The organism is Paenibacillus xinjiangensis, assembly GCF_059686975.1.
In genome coordinates this window covers 1-18,219 of record NZ_JCAALS010000007.1, presented here as the reverse complement: position 1 = coordinate 18,219, position 18,219 = coordinate 1, and the positions used below count along the sequence as shown (strand labels likewise).

The following is an 18,219-nucleotide window of genomic DNA, read 5'->3' as shown; positions in this document are numbered from 1 at the left end:
AATACGAATGGAGTGGTATAGGGATGACGATCAGACTTAGTATTTTGGACCAAAGCCCAGTGTTTCCGGGAGAGACAGCAGCTGATGCGCTAGGACATACGATTCGCCTTGCACAGCAGGCGGAGGAGCTGGGCTATCACCGATTCTGGGTATCCGAGCATCATGATTCCGGGTTTGTAGCGGGCTCCTCACCAGAGGTGCTGCTTGCCTATCTGGCTGCTCGAACCAAGAGCATCCGTCTTGGATCAGGCGGTATTATGCTTCAGCATTACAGTTCTTACAAAGTAGCGGAAAATTTCAATCTGCTGGCTACACTGGCTCCTGGACGAATTGATCTGGGTATCGGAAGAGCGCCAGGCGGACTTCCCCGCTCAACACAGGCACTGCAGAAGGGTATCACAGAGCCGCAATCCTTGAACGAAAAGCTGGTTGAGCTGGATCAATATGTTCACAACACATTAGGAGAGGAACATCCGCTTGCTGGCCTGCAGGCTGCTCCTGTTCCTGAGCAGCCTGCCTTTATTTATTTGCTGGGAACGAGCGTATCAAGCGCAGAGCTTGCTGCAGAGCTAGGGCTCCCTTACGTATTCGCCCAATTCATTAATAGTGATCCCGAGACGGCGGAGCAGGCACTTTCCCTCTACCGCGAGCGCTTCGATGAAAGCAAGGGTACGAAGCCAGAAGCGCTGCTCGCCCTATCTGTTATTGTTGCGGATACCGATGAAGAAGCGGCTGCACTGGCTGTAGCGATGAAGAACGTCAGGGTTACTCTTGCAGACGGCAAGACGCTCAACCTTGGCAGCGTGGAGCAGGCTGAGCAATTCGGCAAGGAGTCCGGCCAACCATATACGATTATGGAGAGAGAAGCGGAAGTAACCAAAGGCTCCATGGATAGCGTCCGCCGCAAGCTGCTGGAAACGCAGGAGGCTTATGGGGTGAATGAGTTCATCGTTGTAACAGGAATTAAAGATCCAGAGCAGCGTACCCGATCTTATGAGCTGCTCAAGGAAGCCTTCTCAGAATCATCAGTACAGAGCTAGTGATAGGCAATAAGCTGCACTTAACATGTCAGATTGGACTGAGCATTAGGCGAGGGAGGGCTAGAAATGTCAGACAAATCAGTGAATTTATCAGCACCGGATTTCAATCAGCAATTGATCGATATTCGGCGTCACTTCCATCAATATCCGGAATTGTCTAATGAGGAGTTCGAAACGACGGCAACGATTAAGCGGATACTGGAGGAAGCAGGCATTCTAGTGGTCGATTATTCGCTTCGTACCGGTGTAATTGCGGAGGTAGGAGCTGCGAGTGGTGGAGCGAGCCAAGGACCTATTGTAGCCATACGCGCTGATATTGACGCTCTGCCTATTGTGGAGGAGACAGGCTTTGACTATGCATCCAAGGTCCCAGGCAAAATGCACGCCTGCGGGCATGATTTTCATACAGCTGCCGTTATCGGTGCAGCATTAGCACTGAAGCAGAAGGAACACGAATTGAAAGGCACGGTTCGGTTTATTTTCCAGCCTGCTGAGGAGAAAGCGGCCGGAGCGCTGCAGGTACTAGAGAGCGGCGCTTTAGAAGATGTGCAAGTGATATTCGGCATGCATAATAAGCCTGAGCTGCCTGTCGGGACAGTAGGAATAAAAGATGGTCCGCTTATGGCAGCAGCAGATGGGTTCATTATTGAGGTGGACGGTGTTGGCACACATGCCGCTGTACCGGAAGCAGGCGTTGATCCTGTCGTCACTGCCGCACATATCGTTACAGCACTGCAGTCTATTGTCAGCCGTAATGTCAGCTCGCTCCAGAGCTCCGTTGTCAGTGTAACTAAGATTCATAGTGGCACGACATGGAATGTAATCCCTGATAAGGCCATTCTGGAGGGGACCGTGCGTAATTTCGATGAGCAGGTACGGACGCATGTACTACAGAGGCTAGAGCAGGTCGTTGACGGAGTTGCCGCTGCCTTCGGTACAAAGGCAGCTGTGCGCTGGATTCAAGGGCCGCCGCCGGTTCATAACGATAAGCATTGGGCGGAGCTTGCAGTAGCAGCCGCCAAGCAGGCTGGACTAACACCTGTGACGGCACAGCCTTCACCAGCTGGCGAGGATTTTGCCTATTATCTGAAGAAGATTCCAGGTGTATTCGTCTTCATGGGAACCTCCGGTACGAGGGAATGGCATCATCCCGCATTCAACCTGGATGAGCAGGCCTTGCCGCTGAGCAGCCGCTTCTTCGCAGAGCTGGCGGAGCAGGCGCTTGAGCAGCTGTCGGCTCAGTCTCAAGCTCAATCCTCTACGTGGATTGGACAGGAGCAGCTATGAGCTTAGCTTATGACGTCATTGTGGTAGGTTCAGGCTCGATGGGCATGAGTGCAGGCTATCATCTTGCGAGACGGGGTGTAAGAACGCTGCTCATTGATGCATTCGACCCGCCTCATGTGCAGGGAAGCCATCATGGTGAGCCGAGGCTGATCAGGCATGCTTATCATGGCGGAGCCGTGTATACGGAGCTGGCATTGCGGGCTCATGAGCTATGGAATGAGCTGGAGGAGCTGTCTGGTGAATCGCTGCTGGTGCAAGCGGGCGTAGTAAATATGGCTCCAGCAAGCCTATTCTCTCAGAGCAGCAAACTGGATAATGCGGATGCATTTAAGCTTAATGTCGAGCGGCTGGATGCAGGGGAAGCACAGAAGCGATGGCCTGGTATTGTCCTGCCGGAGGATTACCAAGCATTATACGAGCCTAATGCGGGATATCTAAATAGCGAGCGCTGCGTAGCTGCTTATCGCAAGCAGGCATTGGAAGCGGGAGCGGAGCTGCTCGTCAACACACCTGTTGAGCGCATTGAAGCAGATGGCGAAGGAGCTGCTGTTCATACGAAGGGCGGAGTCATTCGGGGTGGGAAGGTTATCTTAAGCGCAGGCGCATGGTTCAAGACACTGGAGCCTTTCGTGGCGCTGCCGATTAAGCCGGTGCGAAAGGTTGTTGGCTGGTTCCAAACCGCTGAGCCATTGTTCGATGCAGGCCGCTTCCCAGGGTTCACGATTGGCACCGCTACAGGGGCAGGCTACTACGGCTTCCCGAGTATTGGCGGGGCGGGGCTTAAGATTGGTCGGCATGATACAGGAGTACCGTGGCTGCCAGGAGAGGAGCTTCAGCCATTCGGCGCTTATCCCGAGGATGAAGCAGATATACGCAGTGCGCTTGAGACCTTCATGCCAAGTGCTGCGGGCAAGCTTCTGAAGGGTGTCGTGTGCAAATATGAGCATACCCCGGATGAGGATTTTATTATCGATGTTCATCCAGAGCATCCGAATGTGCTGTTAGCAGGAGGCTTCTCTGGGCATGGCTTCAAATTCGTAAGCGCGGTAGGAGAGCTGCTGGCTGATCTGGCAGTGACTGGTGCGACGAAATCTGATATTGGCTTATTCCGATTATCTCGATTTCAGGATCAGGTATAGTTAGGCAGCACCAGTAACGGCAGTACAAGCGGAAGCACTAACTAATAAAGATATAAGATGGAGGAATCGGGTTATGAGCCAGTCGTCTATTGATTTGCAAGCATATGTGAACACATATCAGCAGCTGAAGGATGCGCTTGATGGGCTTGATAACGAGCAATTGCACTGGAAGGCAGCGCCAGATAAGTGGAGTGTAACAGAGGTTCTATCACATGTGACCGATCATAACCTCGTGGTCTCCTTCCGTATAAGAGAGATTCTGGCTGATTCGTCTGCAATACTCCCAGCTTTCAGTCAGGACCAGTGGGTGAGCGGGACCTTGGCGAATGAATTCTCCCCAGAGGAGATTCTTGCGGTATTCCAAGCGCTGCTTACCTATAACAGCTTGCTGCTGCGCAGGCTATCCCCGGAATCGCTTGAGAAGACGGGGATTAACTTCAAGGGTGAGACAGTCACGCTGCCTGTTATTATAGAAGCTTTTATCAACCATGTGCACAGACATATCGGTCAGATCGAACGTATCAAGGCAAGTTATACAAAAGTTTGATTAAACAATAGAAAACGTTAATTATACATCGTGTGGATGTTCATGGTACGGTAGAGTCATAATGTAATTCATACTAAATTCATGGGTATTATTAGGTTTATTTATTAATTCCGTATAAGGAAGTGAACTTCGTATGGGACAGGTAAGCGCCATTCATATTCGTGATGCGGAGGAGCGGGATCAAGAGGCCATTCTGAAGCTGATGCTGGATTCCTACGGGGAATACGAGCCATTCATGCCTGCCGAGAGATGGACCGAATATGCTCAATCCATCAAGGATTCCGTCTACAAAGAGGGCCCCTACGCTCGGATCATTGCTGAGCTGGACGGTGAGATCGTCGGCAGCTTACAGCTGTTCCTATCCTCAGAGACCGCCTACGGCAGGCCAGAGCTTGGCATAACTTCCCCTATTGTGCGGCTGCTCGCCACGTCGCCTGCGGCACGGGGCAAGGGCATAGCGACGGAGCTTCTCAAGGAAAGCGCGCGCAGATCATTGGCGCTTGGAGCAGATACGCTTCATCTGCACACCTCCGATCTGATGGCATCGGCTGTGCGGCTATATGAGAGACTCGGGTTCAATCGCGCACTCGACAAGGAAATGTACAACGGTGAGACCTTGGTGAAATGCTATCGGCTGCAGCTGAGAGAGACAGCCTTGATCTAATTTTATATACAAATCCAAATAGAGGAGGAATTCATATGGCATCACGCAAAAAAATTAAGTTCGGCGCAATTATTCACGGAGTTGGGGGCAGTGTGTCAGGCTGGCGGCATCCTGATGCGCTCACGGATGCTAGTGTCAATATCAACTTTTACAAGCAGCAGGCCCTCAAGGCGGAGGAGGGCAAGTTCGACCTCGTCTTTATCGCAGATGGCTTATATATTACGGAGCAATCGATTCCTCATTTCTTGAATCGCTTCGAGCCTATTACGATTCTGTCAGCGCTTGGAGCTGTAACCTCGAACATCGGTCTCGTTGGTACACTTTCAACCTCCTATAGTGAGCCGTTCACAGTAGCTAGGCAATTCGCTTCTATTGATCACATTAGCGGAGGGCGTGCAGGCTGGAATGTCGTTACTTCTCCGCTGGAGGGTTCGGCCAAGAACTATAGTAAGGAAAATCATCCCACACATCCTGAGCGTTACAAAATTGCTGAGGAGTACTTGGAAGTCGCTCGCGGACTATGGGATTCATGGGAAGATGATGCTTTTGTGCGGAATAAGGAAACAGGGGTCTTCTTCGATCCAGAGAAGCTGCATCGCTTGGATCACCAAGGCGAGCATTTCTCCGTTCAGGGACCGCTTAACATTGCCCGTTCGAAGCAAGGGCATCCTGTTGTATTCCAAGCAGGCTCCTCAGAAGATGGGAAGAACCTGGCAGCGAAGAGTGCAGATGCTGTATTCACTGGACATGAGACGATTGAAGAGGCGAAGGAGTTCTACCAGGATGTGAAGAGTAGAGCGGCTGGCTATGGCAGATCGCCAGATGAGATCGCCATCCTGCCGGGAATCGGTCCTATTATCGGGCATACGGAGGAAGAAGCAGAGCGCAAATATGAGGAGATAGCAAGTCTAGTTACAATTGACAAGGCGCTTCAATATCTGGGACGCTTCTTCGAGCATCTGGACTTCTCGCAATTCCCGCTGGATGAGCCGTTCCCTGATCTGGGCGATCTCGGCAGCAACAGCTTCCGCAGCGGTACGGACAAAATCAAGCGGGTAGCGAAGGAGCAGAACTTGACGCTCCGCCAGGTAGCACTTCGTTCAGCAACGCCGCGCAGTCCGTTCATCGGTACGCCGGAGAAGATTGCGGACCTGATTCAGCAGTATCATGAGGAGGGCGCTGCAGATGGCTTCATCATTCATTCCTCTACGCCGAAGGCGCTGGATGAGTTCGTTGATTATGTTGTTCCGATCTTGCAGGAACGCGGAATCTATCGTACGGAGTATGAGAGTGATACACTTCGCGGCAATCTGGAGCTGCCGATTCCCGAGAACCGTTATTCGAAGGTGAAGGTTAATCCATAACAGCTAATGACTGCAAGAGGAAACGAGGCGTTAAGAGCTTTGGATATAGCTGGCTTGTTGGCTGACATCGAATCATCGGAAGAAGAGCTTGTCTCCTTGCGCAGAGATGTTCACAAGCATCCCGAAGTCCTGTTCGATGTAGAGCGGACAGCTGCTAAGGCAGCAGAGCTTCATGAAAATGGTCAGTCAATTGACATTGTTGCGTCTTAAGGGGAGAGAACGGCCTTGTTCGAGGGCTGCTTTCTCCCCTTTACCTATTCATCAAATGCTGGGGAGAGCAATATCACAGATGACCATACTGTATATCATATCGATTCATATTTGTAATAGTTGATGTGATTGCGCTGATAGGATGAAGTCTAGCTAGCATATATGTTCGTATAGTTAACTGTGGGAACAAAAAGCTAACAACCCACAGCACAATTAGAAGCGAAACGATTACGATCATCGTAGTTCGATGGTTTATCTTCAAAAGCTCGCACCTCGCACCTATCTTGTTAAGATACAGCAGGATCCTATGTCTAGAAAAGTTACTCGTTGGGTTGAAGCCCACTCTTCTCCCGCAGCACCTGTTCCACTTTGGTCAGATGAGCTTCCATCAGAGCAGAAGCCTGCGCTTCGTCACGCGCTTCGATTGCATCGACGATGAGGCTGTGCTCCTTCAGCAGCCTCTCGGCGGATCGAACCTCCGCATAGAACCAGAGCGCTCGCGTATCCTTCATGCTGTCATGCATCCGCTGAGATAGGGAGCTCATCATTTCGACTAGAGCCGGATTGCGGGTTGCTTGTGCGATCAAGCTGTGCAGTCGAACATCCGCCTGCTCGCTATAGCTCTCATCATGGACATGATTCTCCATCTCCGCAATAATACCACGTAATGCTGCAATATCATCCTGCGCATGATTTCTTGCTGCGAGTGTCGCGCAGCCGGTCTCGAGCACCTTGCGCACCTCCAGCACCTGTCGCAGCGTCTGTGCCCGGCTTGTCCAATCGGATCGGAAGAAGGGGATCTCATTCTCTTCCTGGGGAGCCGCTTCCTTCACATAGGTGCCTCCGCCTTGGCGAATATCGAGTAAGCCCTTGGCTTTGAGCGCGCTAAGTGCTTCTCTTATGGTAGATCGTCCTACGCTGTATTCTACTGCCAGATCAACGACGGAGGGCAGCTTGTCGCCTGTCTTGTATTTGCCTTCCTTGATGTGCCGGAACAGCTCACCGGATACCCATTCATTACTCTTCATTGGCCGTTCTGCCATATCGGATCATACCTCACTTTTGCATGGTGGCGAAATTAGTCTACCTGTTCTTTTGTATCTTATGATAATATAAGGCTAAATCAAAGTCATCAGATGACCTGACTTATTTTGTAGGGGGAGAGCTGTATGCTGCAAGAACAAGTGAAACAGGAGCTTCGAGCTATCGTGGGACCATCATGGCTGAAGGATGATTCGGAGGCGTTAATCACGCATTCCTATGATGGGACGCCAATGCTGCAGGTATTGCCCGATGCAGTTATATATCCAGAGGATACTTCGCAGGTATCAGCAGTGATGAAGGTGCTGCATGAGCATCTTATTCCGCTCGTAAGCCGAGGCTCTGGCACGAATCTATGCGGCGGAACGGTTCCTGTTCAAGGGGGAGTCGTCATGGTGATGCACCGGATGAACCGCATACTTGAGGTGGATCTAGAGAATCTGACCGCAACGGTTCAGCCAGGGATCATTACGAAGCAGTTCATTACCCATGTGGAGCAATTGGGACTATTCTATCCACCAGACCCGAGCAGTATGGCGATATCGACGATCGGCGGTAACATTGCGGAGTGCTCGGGAGGACTACGCGGCTTGAAATATGGCACGACTAAGGATTACGTCATCGGGCTTGAGGCTGTTCTTGCTAACGGAAGCATCATTCGTACAGGCGGCAAGCTGATGAAGGATGTAGCTGGCTATGACCTAACGAAGCTGCTCGTTGGCTCTGAGGGAACGCTTGCCATTATTACGGAGGCCACCTTGAAGCTGATTCCTCCTCCAGCTGCGAAGAAGACGATGCTTGCGATGTTCAAGGATATCTATGGCGCTGCCCGCACCGTGTCCAAAATTATTGAGAATCGTATTATTCCAGCAACACTCGAGTTCATGGATAACCCGACGATTCGCGTCGTCGATGACTATGCGAAGCTAGGTCTGCCGCTTGATATGGCAGCTATATTGCTGATTGAACAGGATGGCGATGCAGAAGCTGTTGAGCGTGATATTGCTGTCATTGCATCGATCTGCCACAGCGAGAATGCTGATCGGGTAGAGATTGCTGCAACACCAGAGGAAGCCTTGAAGCTGCTGACTGCGCGGAGGAGCGCATTCACGGCTTTGGCGCGATTGAAGCCTACGACCATTCTGGAGGATGCTACGGTTCCCCGTTCCAAAATTGCTGAGATGGTGCTAGAGATTAATCGTATTGCGGAGAAGCATCGAGTTACGATCTGTACGTTCGGCCATGCAGGCGATGGCAATCTTCATCCGACTGCAACGACAGACGCACGCGATCATGATGAGATTCACCGGGTGGAGGAAGCTTTTGCAGAAATATTCGAAGCGGCTATTGCTCTTGGAGGAACAATTACTGGCGAGCATGGCGTAGGTCTAGTGAAGGCGCCATTCCTAGAATGGAAGGTAGGGGAAGCGGGTATTGAAGTGATGACGGGAGTCAAGCAAGCCTTCGATCCGCATCAGCTCCTGAATCCGGGTAAAATATTCGCCAAATCAGCAAGAAAGAGAGTGGTTCTGAATCATGGCTAACCGGATTGAAGCCTTGAAGCTGACGCTTGATTACGATCAATTGACGAACTGTATGCGCTGCGGCTTCTGCTTGCCAGCATGTCCAACCTATCGAGAAACAGGTGTCGAAGCCGAATCGCCACGCGGAAGAATTGCGCTGATGAAAGCGGCTGTGGACGGATTAATGGAGCCAGGTGAGGCGTTCGAGAACCAAATGAATCATTGTCTGGGCTGTCGTGCCTGTGAGCCTGCTTGTCCGGCCGATGTGAAGTACGGTCAACTGATTGAGCAAGCACGTGAAGCGGTGGAGCAAACGACGGAGAGCCATCGCTGGTGGGTGAAGCTGGCGAGGAAGACAGCCTTCGAGGGCGTATTCCCGCATCAGAATCGAATGCGCCTGCTGGGAGGGGCAATCGCTTTCTACCAGAAATCAGGATTGCGTAGAGTAGCAAGAGGGAGCGGAGTGCTGCGTCTGCTGCCTTCTTCCATGAGAGAGATGGAGGGAATTTTGCCGGATGCCTCCTATCAAGGGGTTGTCGAGCAAATGGGCGGCCATCATGCGGCTGTAGGAGAGAAGCTGGGGAAGGTTGGATTGTTCCGTGGCTGTATTATGGATGTATTGTTCACGGAGACGAATAGGAATACGGTTCGCCTGCTCACAGAAGCGGGCTTCGAGACAGTCATTCCGGATACGCAGAATTGCTGCGGAGCGCTGCATGCGCATAGCGGTGAGAGAAGCAGCGCGAAGGAGCTGGCGAAGCGCAATATTCGAGCTTTCAAGGAAGCAGGCGTGGATTGGATTGTATCCAATGCCGGCGGCTGCGGCGCTATGCTGATCGATTATGGACATCTTCTACATGATGATCCACAGTGGAGAGAGGATGCAGAGTGGTTCGCCTCCCGTTCTGTAGATATCAGCAAGCTGCTGGTAGAGCAAGGAAGATTGCCGCAGCTGTTCGACGCATCCTCCTGTAGTTCTGCATGCGGAGGACATAAGCATGAGGATCAGGATCAGGATCGAGTAAGGGTAACCTATCAGGATTCCTGCCATCTGCGTAATGCGATGGGCTCCTCGGAAGCGCCGCGCAAGCTCATTCGCTCATCAGGCGTTAATGCTGACTTCATTGAGCTGTTCGAGGCTGATCGGTGCTGCGGCTCGGCAGGCATTTACAATCTGACACAGCCAGAGATGGCTGGTCAATTGCTTGATCATAAGATGGAGCATGTCAAACGGACAGAGGCCCATTATTTGCTGACGAGCAATCCAGGCTGTCTGCTGCAGATGAAGCTTGGCATCGCTAAGCATAATATGGGCAAGCAGATGGAGGCTGTCCATCTCGTTGATTTCCTGTACGGTCAGCTAACGAAGAACTCCCATTCCTAGCAATCAAGAACGAAACCCTCTCCCTACCGTATGGAGTTCCAGTGGAGAGAGGGTTTGTTTATAGTAATCCGTAGCCTTCATTCTATGAATCAATAGGAGAATTGGGAGCGTTTGCTAAATGTCGCGTTCCTTGAACACATTGCGGATGACGTCGCCTCGGCTAATAATACCAACCAGTACGCCACTACGTTCAACCGGCAGCTTTTTAATATGCTTTTCTCCTAATATAGCCGCAATATTCTCGACCTCTTCGTTCCAAGGAACGGTAACGACCTTGCGTTTGGCAATATCCATCACATTGGAGCAGAGCAGGCTTGTCGTTTTCTCATCAAGATTCTCTACATCGCCTCTTAGAACAGCTGTGAAATAAATACTGTGAATAACGAGATTGGGATGCTTACCGATATATCTCATAATATCCCCGTCACTAATATAACCGACGATCTCATTCCTATCATTAACGACAGGAAGACCGCTGATCCGATGCTTAATGAATCGATCGATAACCTCACTAACCGTATCTTTTTCCTTCACTTTGTATACTTGTCTAATCATCATTTCATGCGCTTGCATGGCTGGTCCTCCCTCTTACTTAGTAGAATTCAAGTGAACGGTTTCGTGAGGCTCATCTCTTATGTGATGAGTAACCTATCATACTGCTTCTACCGCGTCAACGTCATTATGCAGGAAATGATGGATCATATAGAATATAAATATTCAGCAGCAGTGCGACTTGTTCTGGTCATCTACTACAGGATATTATACTGTATAGTTAGGTAACCTATCTATATAAAAATTGGACAAGCTGCCAGTCGGAAATAAAAGGGATTTCGTAGGCTCGATGAATGATCGAACTTACTGAAATCCCTTTTTTAATCAAATGCTTTGTTATTCTGCTGCTCTGTGTATTGGAATACTTGATCCAGCAGCAGGATAAGAGTCTCGCTCTGCTCCTGTCCAAGATGATCAATTAATCCTTGAAAATAGGCGTGGTAAGTGTCAGCAAATTTCTGAGCGAATTGCTCGCCCTTCTCTGTCAAGGTGATGTAGGCGATACGTCTATCCTTGGAGTCGTTGGTGCGTGTTGCAAAGTCATTCGTAATCAAGCTGTTGACCATCTGGGTCACGGTAGGAGAAGTGATCTGAAGCTTTTTGCTAATGAAGGATACGGTGGTCCCGTTGGCATCCTGAAGATTGTTTTCTTTTATACATAGCATGACGCGGACTTCACTGGCCTTGACTCCCCACATCGTCTTCTTGCGCCAATCGGCTCTTCCGAACCGCTGGAACATCTCAATCATCTTATTAACGCTGCTGTATTTATCGTCAGTCAATGGTAAGACCTCCGTATAGAATAATCATTCTGGTAATTAAGCTACCGTCATTATAGGTCGGTATGCTTGACTCGTCAACAAAGCTGGACAGCTTGGGCAATCAGCAGCATTGGAACCGAGTAGGATAAAGGATCATACAGTTCCTCCATTCCAACCCTTTAGTTAAAGGTTTATTTTAGGAGCATGGAGGGTGATGAGGATGGAAAATTTTTATGGAAAAGAAATTGTACTAGAGAACGCTTATGTGAAGCTCGTGCCGCTGTGCAGCTCCTATAGAGAAGGGCTTCGGTCGATTATATTCGATGAAGAGGTGACCAAGTTTACCGGCAGCCATCGGAGGAGTGAGAGCGATCTGGACCTGTATATCGATAAGACGTTTTCGGGCCGCGATGCGAAGTGCTCTTATCCTTTTATTGTGATTGATCAGATATCCGGTCAGGTTGCAGGCTCAACAAGCTTCGGGAATCTGGTGTTTCATAGCAAAAGATTAGAGATAGGCTGGACATGGTATGGAGAAGCGTATAGGGGAACGCACATCTACAAGGCTGTCAAATATGAGCTGCTTCGCTATGCTTTTGAGCAAATGCTGTTTAATCGTGTTCAGTTCAGTGTAGACTCCGACAATATAAGGTCGCAAAAGGCGGTTCTTAAGCTGGGGGCAAGGTTCGAGGGGACCTTCAGATGCAATTATGAGAACGCAAGCGGGGAATGCAGAGATGACTTCTATTACAGCATTATTAAGACGGAATGGCCGGAGCTGAGGAGCACGGTGTTCCGTGAATTTGGATAATGAGCCTGTGCTACTAATGCTATTGAAGAAGCATTCCAAAGCTGTTACGCTTAATGGAAATCGCTGTTGCAGGAGGTGTCTGAATGATTACGAAGGATACTGACCCGATGCTGTTCACTTTTCCTGAGAGCTTGGAGAGTAAACGCTTGCTCATAATAGCTCCTGAGTGGAATGAAGGCGCGGCTGTTAATGAGGCTATAGCAGAAAGTATAGAGGAGCTGCGTCCATGGATGCCATGGGCACAGACGATTCCTACCATTGCTGATTCGGAGTTGAATATTCGACAGGCCAGACTGAAGTTTCTGGAACGAACCGATTTAAGGCTGCATCTTATGAACAAGGAAACCAAGCAATATGTAGGCGCCAGCGGTCTGCATAGGATTGATTGGGGAGCACGAAAATTCGAGATCGGCTATTGGGTAAGGACCTCTTGCAGCGGCCAAGGGTATATAACGGAAGCTGTTGAAGCGATTGTCGCTTTTGCCGTCACAGAGCTTGCAGCGAATCGGATTGAAATCCGGTGTGATAGCCGCAATGTACGAAGTGCAAAAGTAGCTGAGCGACTGGGCTTTACGCTTGAGGGCGTTCTTCGGAATGAATCGGTTGACGTCTATGGAGCATTAAGCGATACGATGATATTTGCTAAGGTTCGCGGTGTGGAATTTTAGTTGTATAGTAAGAAGGGGAGGGGCCGGGGGCTAATGATTCAGTATGAGAATGAGCACATTACCGTGTTCCAAAGCGCACTATATCAGACGACCTCGTCGGTCATTCAGACGGCAGACATGGTGCTGATCGTGGACCCGAATTGGCTTGCAGATGAAGTGAAGATGATTCAGCAGTATGTGGAAAGAGTAAAAGCGGATCGGCCTACGTATCTTCTTTTCACACATGGAGATTTCGACCATATTATTGGCTATCAGGCATTTCCTGATGTGAAGACGATTGGAAGCATTGGCCTTCAAGAGCATCCGGGCAAAGAAGCACAGCTGCAGGCCATTAGGGAGTTCGATACGAAGCATTACATTGAGAGAAGCTATCCAATACTGTTCCCGGAGCTGGATGTGGTCATTCATGAGAATGGGCAGCAGCTTCAGGTGGGGGACACGACGCTTAGTTTCTATCTAGCACCTGGGCATACGTCGGATGGATTAATAACGATCGTGGAGCCGCTCGGCATAATGATTGCGGGAGATTATTTGTCAGATTTCGAAAAGCCATTCATCGATCATAGTGCACGCGCATATCGGGAGACGTTGGACAGCCTATCCGACCTATTCGCGGAACGCGCGATTGCTGTGTTCGTTCCTGGACATGGACAAGCTACAACGGATTCGAAAGAGATGGAGAGGCGCCTATATATGGCTTCCGATTATTTGGAGCGGCTCTGCCTCGCAGTTATCGCGAGTGATGAGCAGGCTGTGGAGCAGCTGCGTGAGGAGCATGGCTTCAGGTCCGCATTCACCGATGCCTGCCATGATGAGAATGTGAGGATCATCAGAAGTGAGTATGTCGCCGGGGAGCAGGGCTAGCCGATCACATCGCACAGTGGGGCTCGTTGTAGGTGGAATGCTGCATAAAGTGCAGCATGATGGGTGCTGAGAGACGCCGTGGGTTGATAATGTTGCACATAAGTCAACATTAAGGGTGCTGAGAGGCCCGCGTAGTGATAATGCTGCACAAAAGTCAACATAGAAGCACAAATACAATAGACTGGTACAAACCATATAGGGGGAGTTCATCCAATGTCTAGATTGTTTCAGACGAATGTAGTCAGATCAGTTACAGAATTAGACGGGATATGGGATTTCGTTACCGTTCCTAATGGAGACGTAGATTTGAAAGCGCTGCAATATACTCATCGACTTCCAGTGCCGGGCTGTTGGGAGATGCATCCGGATTTCCTCACCTATAGAGGACAGGCTGTGTATCGACGATTCATCACTGTAGCAAGTCAGACTTCATTGCGTTTTATATTCAAAGGCATCAGCCATACCGGGACTATATTCTTCAATGGGACGAAAATATCCAAGCATTACAACGCATACACAGCGTTCGAAGCGATTGTTGAGCAGGTTGAGCCCGGCACGCATGAACTAGCCATACTCGTAGATAATTCCTTCAGCGAAGCCTCCTCGCTCCATGTCGCGAATGATTATTATACCTATGGTGGACTGATTCGTCCGGTCATGATGGAGGAAATATCAGAGGTGTTCATCGAACGGATCGCTTTCAACCCCATTCAAGAGAGCGCTTACGAGGCGGGTAGCTGGAAGGCGGATATTCGAGTAACGGTTCGACGACATGCTGCTGTGACGACTGAAGGTGCTCATCTTCATTATAGTGTAATAGGCTCTGCAGCCGGACAATCGATAGAATTCGGTTCTATAGCTGTAGCGCCAGGAGAGTCGGCTGTCGTTGGCGGAGTCTATGAGTTTCCTCAGGCGCAGTCATGGTCTCCTTCTAATCCAGTGCTGTATGAGCTGCAGACGCAGCTGTATGCTGAGCATGGGGCTTCTCCAGTAGATGATCTGATTGAGCGGGTCGGCTTCCGGACAGTCACAACGGAGCACGGCAAAATTCAGGTGAACGGGGAGAATGTTATTCTAAAAGGCTTCAATCGCCACGAGGATCACCCGATGGTTGGTGCCGCATTCCCTATTGCGCTGATGGCGCATGATCTGGATCTTATGATAGATATGGGCTCTAATGCTGTTCGAACGAGCCACTATCCGAATGATGAGCGCTTCCTTGATCTATGCGATGAGCAGGGCATTCTCGTATGGGAAGAGAATCATGCAAGGGGCCTCAGTATCGAGCAGATGCGCAACCCGAATTTCATCTGGCAGTGTGAGCAGGTCAATCGCGAGATGGTAGAGCAGCATTATAATCATCCATCGATTATTATTTGGGCTATTCTCAATGAATGCGCGAGCGATCTGGAGGAAGGCCGCGAGCATTACAAGCGTCAGCTGGAGCAGATTCGTGAGCTGGACAGCAGTCGTCCATTAACCTTTGCTTCCCATCATCGGGATAAGGAGATTTGTTTTGATTTGGCGGATATCGTGTCCTGTAATCTGTATCCTGGCTGGTATGGGGATGAAGATCCAGGTGAGCTGTGTGATCAAGCGAGAGGCTGGGCGGATACTGCGGGCGGAGCAGGCAAGCCGATGATCATGAGTGAATTCGGCGGTGATGGCCACTATGGACATCGTGACCCGAGCCGAGTAAGAGGGACAGAGGAGCGTCAAGCTGATATTATTGAAGCCAATCTGAAGGCGTATACGACCAGAGAGTACATGTCCGGCATGTTCATCTGGCAGTTCTGCGATTGTCGAGTGACGGAAGGCACAGGTTGGCTGCTGGCAAGGGCGGGAACGCAGAACAGCAAAGGAATTGTCGACCGATATAGACGGCCCAAGCTGGCGTATTCGGTAGTGCAGCGTTATTTTAAAGATCATCAATAATTCTATTGATCGATAGCATAACAACAGAGGGGGAGCAGGATTTCTCCTCTGTTTCGGGATGTAGAGAGGTTAAGGAGTATGAAATTCCATTAGGACAATCTTGCGCAGGAAATGCGAACTAGGCTACACTTTAGGTTAGGGGGCGAATCGTCATGAATATGAATCGAAACTTGCAGGTAGGACCACCGCGTTTCGGAATTGCCGTTCATGCGCTTGTCTGGCTTGCCCAAAGCGGTAGATTACTGACCAGCTCCATGATAGCTGAACAAGTGAATACTCACGCGACCTTTATGCGTAAAGTGCTAGCCTCATTGTCTCAGGCTGGTATTGTTGAGGCAAGGGAAGGGAGAGATGGCGGCTATTGTTTGAAGAGGTCTGCAGATGAGCTTAGCTTGGCGGATGTCTATCTGGCGGTTAAATCCGAATGCTCAGAGTCAGATCAGCTTGTGGCTTGTGGTGAGGTAGGCGCTCAGCTGGACAAAACATTAGGAGCAATTATGCTGAAGGCGGAGCAGCACACAATTGAGCTGCTTAAGCAATATACCATTCAAGATATGATGGATGAGATTGCATTCATATAAGGAAGGTACTAACTATATTGAATAAAGTGACTTGCAAAAATAGAGTCGATAGGTTTATAATGTGCGTAGGGTAATTGCAGTTGGTAGAATGCTGGCTGCTTTTTATTTGGTTGTAACTGTGCCTTTGTAGAAGACAGATAAACCAATACTCACACATTATATTATCGGAGGTAATACTCATGGCAAACGTTCTATTCATCAAAGCAAATGACCGTCCAGCGGATCAAGCTGTAAGTGTTAAACTGTATGATGCATTCTTGCAATCCTACAAACAAGCGAACCCGCAAGACAGCATCACAGAGCTCGATCTGTTCGCAGCTAATCTTCCTTACTACAACAACAACACGATTACTGGTCTGTACAAGCTAGCTAATTCGTATGAGCTGACTGCTGAAGAGCAAGCTGCTGCTGATATTGCTAACCAATACCTGGATCAATTCCTAGCTGCAGATAAAGTCGTAGTTGCATTCCCACTGTGGAACTTCACGATTCCTGCTCAACTGGTCACTTACATTTCGTACCTGTCACAAGCAGGCAAAACGTTCAAATACACTGCTGAAGGTCCAGTAGGTCTTGCTGGCGACAAGCAAGTCGTTCTTCTATCTGCACGCGGCAGCGATTACTCCAACGAGTATATGGCTTCTGCCGAAATGGCGCTTAAGCTCGTGAAGCAAACGTTCGGCTTCTGGGGTATTACTAATCCTGAGGTTGTTGTTATCGAAGGACATAACCAATACCAAGATAAAGCACAAGAAATTGTGGACAATGGTCTGAAGCAAGCTGCTCTAGTGGCTGCAAGCTTCTAATTACATGGAACATATACAAGAGCGGTCCCAGTGGGACCGCTCCTGTGTTATATATTGACATGCCCGTATCCTAGCTACCGACACGGGTCTGCTTGCCGATTATTTTACGGACACTGTCTCCCGACAGGTAATAAATGCGCTCAAGCTCTTCGATGGACCGTCCACCGCAATAAGCTGTATAAATCTCCTCATTCCGCTTATCCAGCTTCTTCTTGGAGCCGCTAAGCTGTCCCCAGCCGGCTTTCTGATCGCTTTGCTTCGGAATGTATAGCAGCTCGCCATCAATATATTGCTGAATTTGCTTCAGCAGAATGGGGGGAAGCACATCTCTCCCGTTTTTGTAACTCCCCATCGACGCCCTCCTTCATTCAATCGTAGTGCATAGTCATCGCTGGCTTGTTCCGTGTTGAACATGGCTAACCCTCCTCCTTTCATTTATCAGATATTCATCTAAAATGGAGGGGAGTCCGCTAAGACTCCCCTGTACGGATATTCGCTTACGCGAATATCACCTCATGGATCTGAATCATTTCGTTCAGCCTCCTTTCCCGTCATTTCGTCGGTCCGACACCCTTATTACACCATATTTGTTAGAACAGCCGCAAGTCAGAAAACAGTTATAATCGTTTTTTATCGGTTGTAAGAATGAGAGGGAAGGTGGAAGTAGAGGGTGCTAATCGTGTGTATAGGTAAAGGTAGAGGATGAACAGATCAGAGTAGAACTGCACCTTACCATTTCTAGTGTTGTTACAGTATAGTACGAACTAGCAACGCTGCTGTGGTGTGGAACATGTACAACACAAGTGTAGACTGTATTTCGTACAATAGGATTGGGTATTAATGGTGGAAATCAGGGTGTAGGTTGTATTTTATACAGTAGATCGGTGTGTATTACGAGTATGTAGCCGAATCAGAATAATTTGATTGCATAGATGGACCTCTGTCAAGAAAGTGGACAACATCAATCATTTAGCTTCCCCTTTTGTAATACATGGACTCAAACTGAACAGGCGATACGTACCCTAAAGTTCCGTGAATTCGC

The 18,219-nt window shown here is 49.4% G+C and carries 20 protein-coding genes; 15 read left to right on the top strand and 5 right to left on the bottom strand.

Features of this window, described 5'->3' with window-relative positions:
- Positions 1 to 23: 23 nt before the first annotated feature.
- The 7 genes from AC6ESP_RS08830 to AC6ESP_RS08800 all read left to right on the top strand — a co-directional run bounded on the left by AC6ESP_RS08830 (position 24) and on the right by AC6ESP_RS08800 (position 6,251).
- Positions 24 to 1,040 carry an LLM class flavin-dependent oxidoreductase gene (locus tag AC6ESP_RS08830; protein ID WP_497096347.1) on the top strand — a complete coding sequence of 339 codons (1,017 nt, stop codon included), beginning with the start codon at positions 24 to 26 and terminating at the stop codon, positions 1,038 to 1,040.
- A 66-nt stretch (positions 1,041 to 1,106) separates the two neighbouring features.
- Complete coding sequence (locus AC6ESP_RS08825; RefSeq protein ID WP_497096346.1) at positions 1,107 to 2,327, top strand: amidohydrolase; 1,221 nt, start codon at positions 1,107 to 1,109, stop codon at positions 2,325 to 2,327.
- Complete coding sequence (gene solA, locus AC6ESP_RS08820; RefSeq protein ID WP_497096345.1) at positions 2,324 to 3,466, top strand: N-methyl-L-tryptophan oxidase; 1,143 nt, start codon at positions 2,324 to 2,326, stop codon at positions 3,464 to 3,466. Before AC6ESP_RS08825 ends, solA begins: the two co-directional genes overlap by 4 nt.
- A gap of 73 nt (positions 3,467 to 3,539) precedes the next feature.
- A complete protein-coding gene (locus AC6ESP_RS08815) occupies positions 3,540 to 4,013 on the top strand; it encodes a DinB family protein (RefSeq protein WP_497096344.1) in 474 nt (157 codons plus the stop codon).
- Positions 4,014 to 4,146: 133 nt separating this feature from the next.
- Positions 4,147 to 4,677 (top strand): GNAT family N-acetyltransferase, encoded by a 531-nt coding sequence (locus AC6ESP_RS08810; RefSeq protein WP_497096343.1) that lies wholly within the window; start codon positions 4,147 to 4,149, stop codon positions 4,675 to 4,677.
- Positions 4,678 to 4,712: 35 nt separating this feature from the next.
- Entirely contained in the window at positions 4,713 to 6,041 is a 1,329-nt protein-coding gene (locus tag AC6ESP_RS08805; protein WP_497096342.1) for an LLM class flavin-dependent oxidoreductase, read from the top strand.
- Positions 6,042 to 6,047: 6 nt separating this feature from the next.
- Positions 6,048 to 6,251, top strand: coding sequence for a hypothetical protein (locus AC6ESP_RS08800; protein ID WP_497096341.1), 204 nt, complete (start codon positions 6,048 to 6,050; stop codon positions 6,249 to 6,251).
- 73 nt (positions 6,252 to 6,324) lie between these two features.
- On the opposite strand, the gene AC6ESP_RS08795 is transcribed toward AC6ESP_RS08800, so the two are convergent.
- Together AC6ESP_RS08795 and AC6ESP_RS08790 are read right to left on the bottom strand one after the other, a co-directional pair.
- Positions 6,325 to 6,489: a YjcN family protein gene (locus tag AC6ESP_RS08795; RefSeq protein ID WP_497096340.1), complete on the bottom strand. Its 165-nt coding sequence runs from the start codon at positions 6,487 to 6,489 to the stop codon at positions 6,325 to 6,327.
- A gap of 82 nt (positions 6,490 to 6,571) precedes the next feature.
- Complete coding sequence (locus tag AC6ESP_RS08790) at positions 6,572 to 7,294, bottom strand: FadR/GntR family transcriptional regulator (RefSeq protein ID WP_497096339.1); 723 nt, start codon at positions 7,292 to 7,294, stop codon at positions 6,572 to 6,574.
- Positions 7,295 to 7,420: 126 nt separating this feature from the next.
- On the opposite strand from AC6ESP_RS08790, the gene AC6ESP_RS08785 reads away from it, so the two are divergent.
- Both AC6ESP_RS08785 and AC6ESP_RS08780 read left to right on the top strand, forming a co-directional pair.
- The gene (locus AC6ESP_RS08785; RefSeq protein ID WP_497096338.1) at positions 7,421 to 8,836 is read left to right on the top strand and encodes an FAD-linked oxidase C-terminal domain-containing protein; all 1,416 of its coding nucleotides are present in this window, start codon (positions 7,421 to 7,423) and stop codon (positions 8,834 to 8,836) included.
- Entirely contained in the window at positions 8,829 to 10,199 is a 1,371-nt protein-coding gene (locus AC6ESP_RS08780) for a (Fe-S)-binding protein (protein WP_497096337.1), read from the top strand. Before AC6ESP_RS08785 ends, AC6ESP_RS08780 begins: the two co-directional genes overlap by 8 nt.
- Before the next feature lie 114 nt (positions 10,200 to 10,313).
- Here AC6ESP_RS08780 and AC6ESP_RS08775 read toward each other — a convergent pair whose 3' ends face one another.
- The gene (locus tag AC6ESP_RS08775; RefSeq protein WP_497096336.1) at positions 10,314 to 10,772 is read right to left on the bottom strand and encodes a CBS domain-containing protein; all 459 of its coding nucleotides are present in this window, start codon (positions 10,770 to 10,772) and stop codon (positions 10,314 to 10,316) included.
- 299 nt (positions 10,773 to 11,071) lie between these two features.
- On the bottom strand, positions 11,072 to 11,533 hold the full coding sequence (locus tag AC6ESP_RS08770) for a MarR family winged helix-turn-helix transcriptional regulator (protein ID WP_497096335.1): 462 nt from the start codon (positions 11,531 to 11,533) through the stop codon (positions 11,072 to 11,074).
- 199 nt (positions 11,534 to 11,732) lie between these two features.
- Here AC6ESP_RS08770 and AC6ESP_RS08765 point away from each other — a divergent pair, with 199 nt between their 5' ends.
- From AC6ESP_RS08765 to AC6ESP_RS08740, 6 genes are all read left to right on the top strand, one after another.
- Positions 11,733 to 12,323, top strand: a complete 591-nt coding sequence (locus AC6ESP_RS08765; protein WP_497096334.1) for a GNAT family N-acetyltransferase — start codon at positions 11,733 to 11,735, stop codon at positions 12,321 to 12,323.
- A gap of 83 nt (positions 12,324 to 12,406) precedes the next feature.
- The gene (locus tag AC6ESP_RS08760; RefSeq protein WP_497096333.1) at positions 12,407 to 12,991 is read left to right on the top strand and encodes a GNAT family N-acetyltransferase; all 585 of its coding nucleotides are present in this window, start codon (positions 12,407 to 12,409) and stop codon (positions 12,989 to 12,991) included.
- 33 nt (positions 12,992 to 13,024) lie between these two features.
- Positions 13,025 to 13,855: an MBL fold metallo-hydrolase gene (locus AC6ESP_RS08755; RefSeq protein ID WP_497096332.1), complete on the top strand. Its 831-nt coding sequence runs from the start codon at positions 13,025 to 13,027 to the stop codon at positions 13,853 to 13,855.
- A gap of 213 nt (positions 13,856 to 14,068) precedes the next feature.
- On the top strand, positions 14,069 to 15,790 hold the full coding sequence (locus AC6ESP_RS08750) for a glycoside hydrolase family 2 protein (RefSeq protein ID WP_497096331.1): 1,722 nt from the start codon (positions 14,069 to 14,071) through the stop codon (positions 15,788 to 15,790).
- Positions 15,791 to 15,942: 152 nt separating this feature from the next.
- Positions 15,943 to 16,371 (top strand): RrF2 family transcriptional regulator, encoded by a 429-nt coding sequence (locus AC6ESP_RS08745; RefSeq protein WP_497096330.1) that lies wholly within the window; start codon positions 15,943 to 15,945, stop codon positions 16,369 to 16,371.
- A gap of 179 nt (positions 16,372 to 16,550) precedes the next feature.
- Positions 16,551 to 17,177, top strand: a complete 627-nt coding sequence (locus tag AC6ESP_RS08740; RefSeq protein WP_497096329.1) for an FMN-dependent NADH-azoreductase — start codon at positions 16,551 to 16,553, stop codon at positions 17,175 to 17,177.
- Between the two features lie 70 nt (positions 17,178 to 17,247).
- Here the strand turns inward: AC6ESP_RS08740 and AC6ESP_RS08735 are convergent, their stop codons facing one another.
- Positions 17,248 to 17,529 carry a CD3324 family protein gene (locus AC6ESP_RS08735; protein WP_497096328.1) on the bottom strand — a complete coding sequence of 94 codons (282 nt, stop codon included), beginning with the start codon at positions 17,527 to 17,529 and terminating at the stop codon, positions 17,248 to 17,250.
- Between the last annotated feature and the right edge of the window lie 690 nt (positions 17,530 to 18,219).

Coding starts and splice junctions, on each gene's coding strand:
- AC6ESP_RS08830 (WP_497096347.1), top strand. CDS start 24: ATGACGATCAGACTTAGTATTTTGGACCAAAGCCCAGTGTTTCCGGGA.
- AC6ESP_RS08825 (WP_497096346.1), top strand. CDS start 1,107: ATGTCAGACAAATCAGTGAATTTATCAGCACCGGATTTCAATCAGCAA.
- solA (WP_497096345.1), top strand. CDS start 2,324: ATGAGCTTAGCTTATGACGTCATTGTGGTAGGTTCAGGCTCGATGGGC.
- AC6ESP_RS08815 (WP_497096344.1), top strand. CDS start 3,540: ATGAGCCAGTCGTCTATTGATTTGCAAGCATATGTGAACACATATCAG.
- AC6ESP_RS08810 (WP_497096343.1), top strand. CDS start 4,147: ATGGGACAGGTAAGCGCCATTCATATTCGTGATGCGGAGGAGCGGGAT.
- AC6ESP_RS08805 (WP_497096342.1), top strand. CDS start 4,713: ATGGCATCACGCAAAAAAATTAAGTTCGGCGCAATTATTCACGGAGTT.
- AC6ESP_RS08800 (WP_497096341.1), top strand. CDS start 6,048: ATGACTGCAAGAGGAAACGAGGCGTTAAGAGCTTTGGATATAGCTGGC.
- AC6ESP_RS08795 (WP_497096340.1), bottom strand. CDS start 6,489: ATGATCGTAATCGTTTCGCTTCTAATTGTGCTGTGGGTTGTTAGCTTT.
- AC6ESP_RS08790 (WP_497096339.1), bottom strand. CDS start 7,294: ATGGCAGAACGGCCAATGAAGAGTAATGAATGGGTATCCGGTGAGCTG.
- AC6ESP_RS08785 (WP_497096338.1), top strand. CDS start 7,421: ATGCTGCAAGAACAAGTGAAACAGGAGCTTCGAGCTATCGTGGGACCA.
- AC6ESP_RS08780 (WP_497096337.1), top strand. CDS start 8,829: ATGGCTAACCGGATTGAAGCCTTGAAGCTGACGCTTGATTACGATCAA.
- AC6ESP_RS08775 (WP_497096336.1), bottom strand. CDS start 10,772: ATGCAAGCGCATGAAATGATGATTAGACAAGTATACAAAGTGAAGGAA.
- AC6ESP_RS08765 (WP_497096334.1), top strand. CDS start 11,733: ATGGAAAATTTTTATGGAAAAGAAATTGTACTAGAGAACGCTTATGTG.
- AC6ESP_RS08760 (WP_497096333.1), top strand. CDS start 12,407: ATGATTACGAAGGATACTGACCCGATGCTGTTCACTTTTCCTGAGAGC.
- AC6ESP_RS08755 (WP_497096332.1), top strand. CDS start 13,025: ATGATTCAGTATGAGAATGAGCACATTACCGTGTTCCAAAGCGCACTA.
- AC6ESP_RS08750 (WP_497096331.1), top strand. CDS start 14,069: ATGTCTAGATTGTTTCAGACGAATGTAGTCAGATCAGTTACAGAATTA.
- AC6ESP_RS08745 (WP_497096330.1), top strand. CDS start 15,943: ATGAATATGAATCGAAACTTGCAGGTAGGACCACCGCGTTTCGGAATT.
- AC6ESP_RS08740 (WP_497096329.1), top strand. CDS start 16,551: ATGGCAAACGTTCTATTCATCAAAGCAAATGACCGTCCAGCGGATCAA.
- AC6ESP_RS08735 (WP_497096328.1), bottom strand. CDS start 17,529: ATGGGGAGTTACAAAAACGGGAGAGATGTGCTTCCCCCCATTCTGCTG.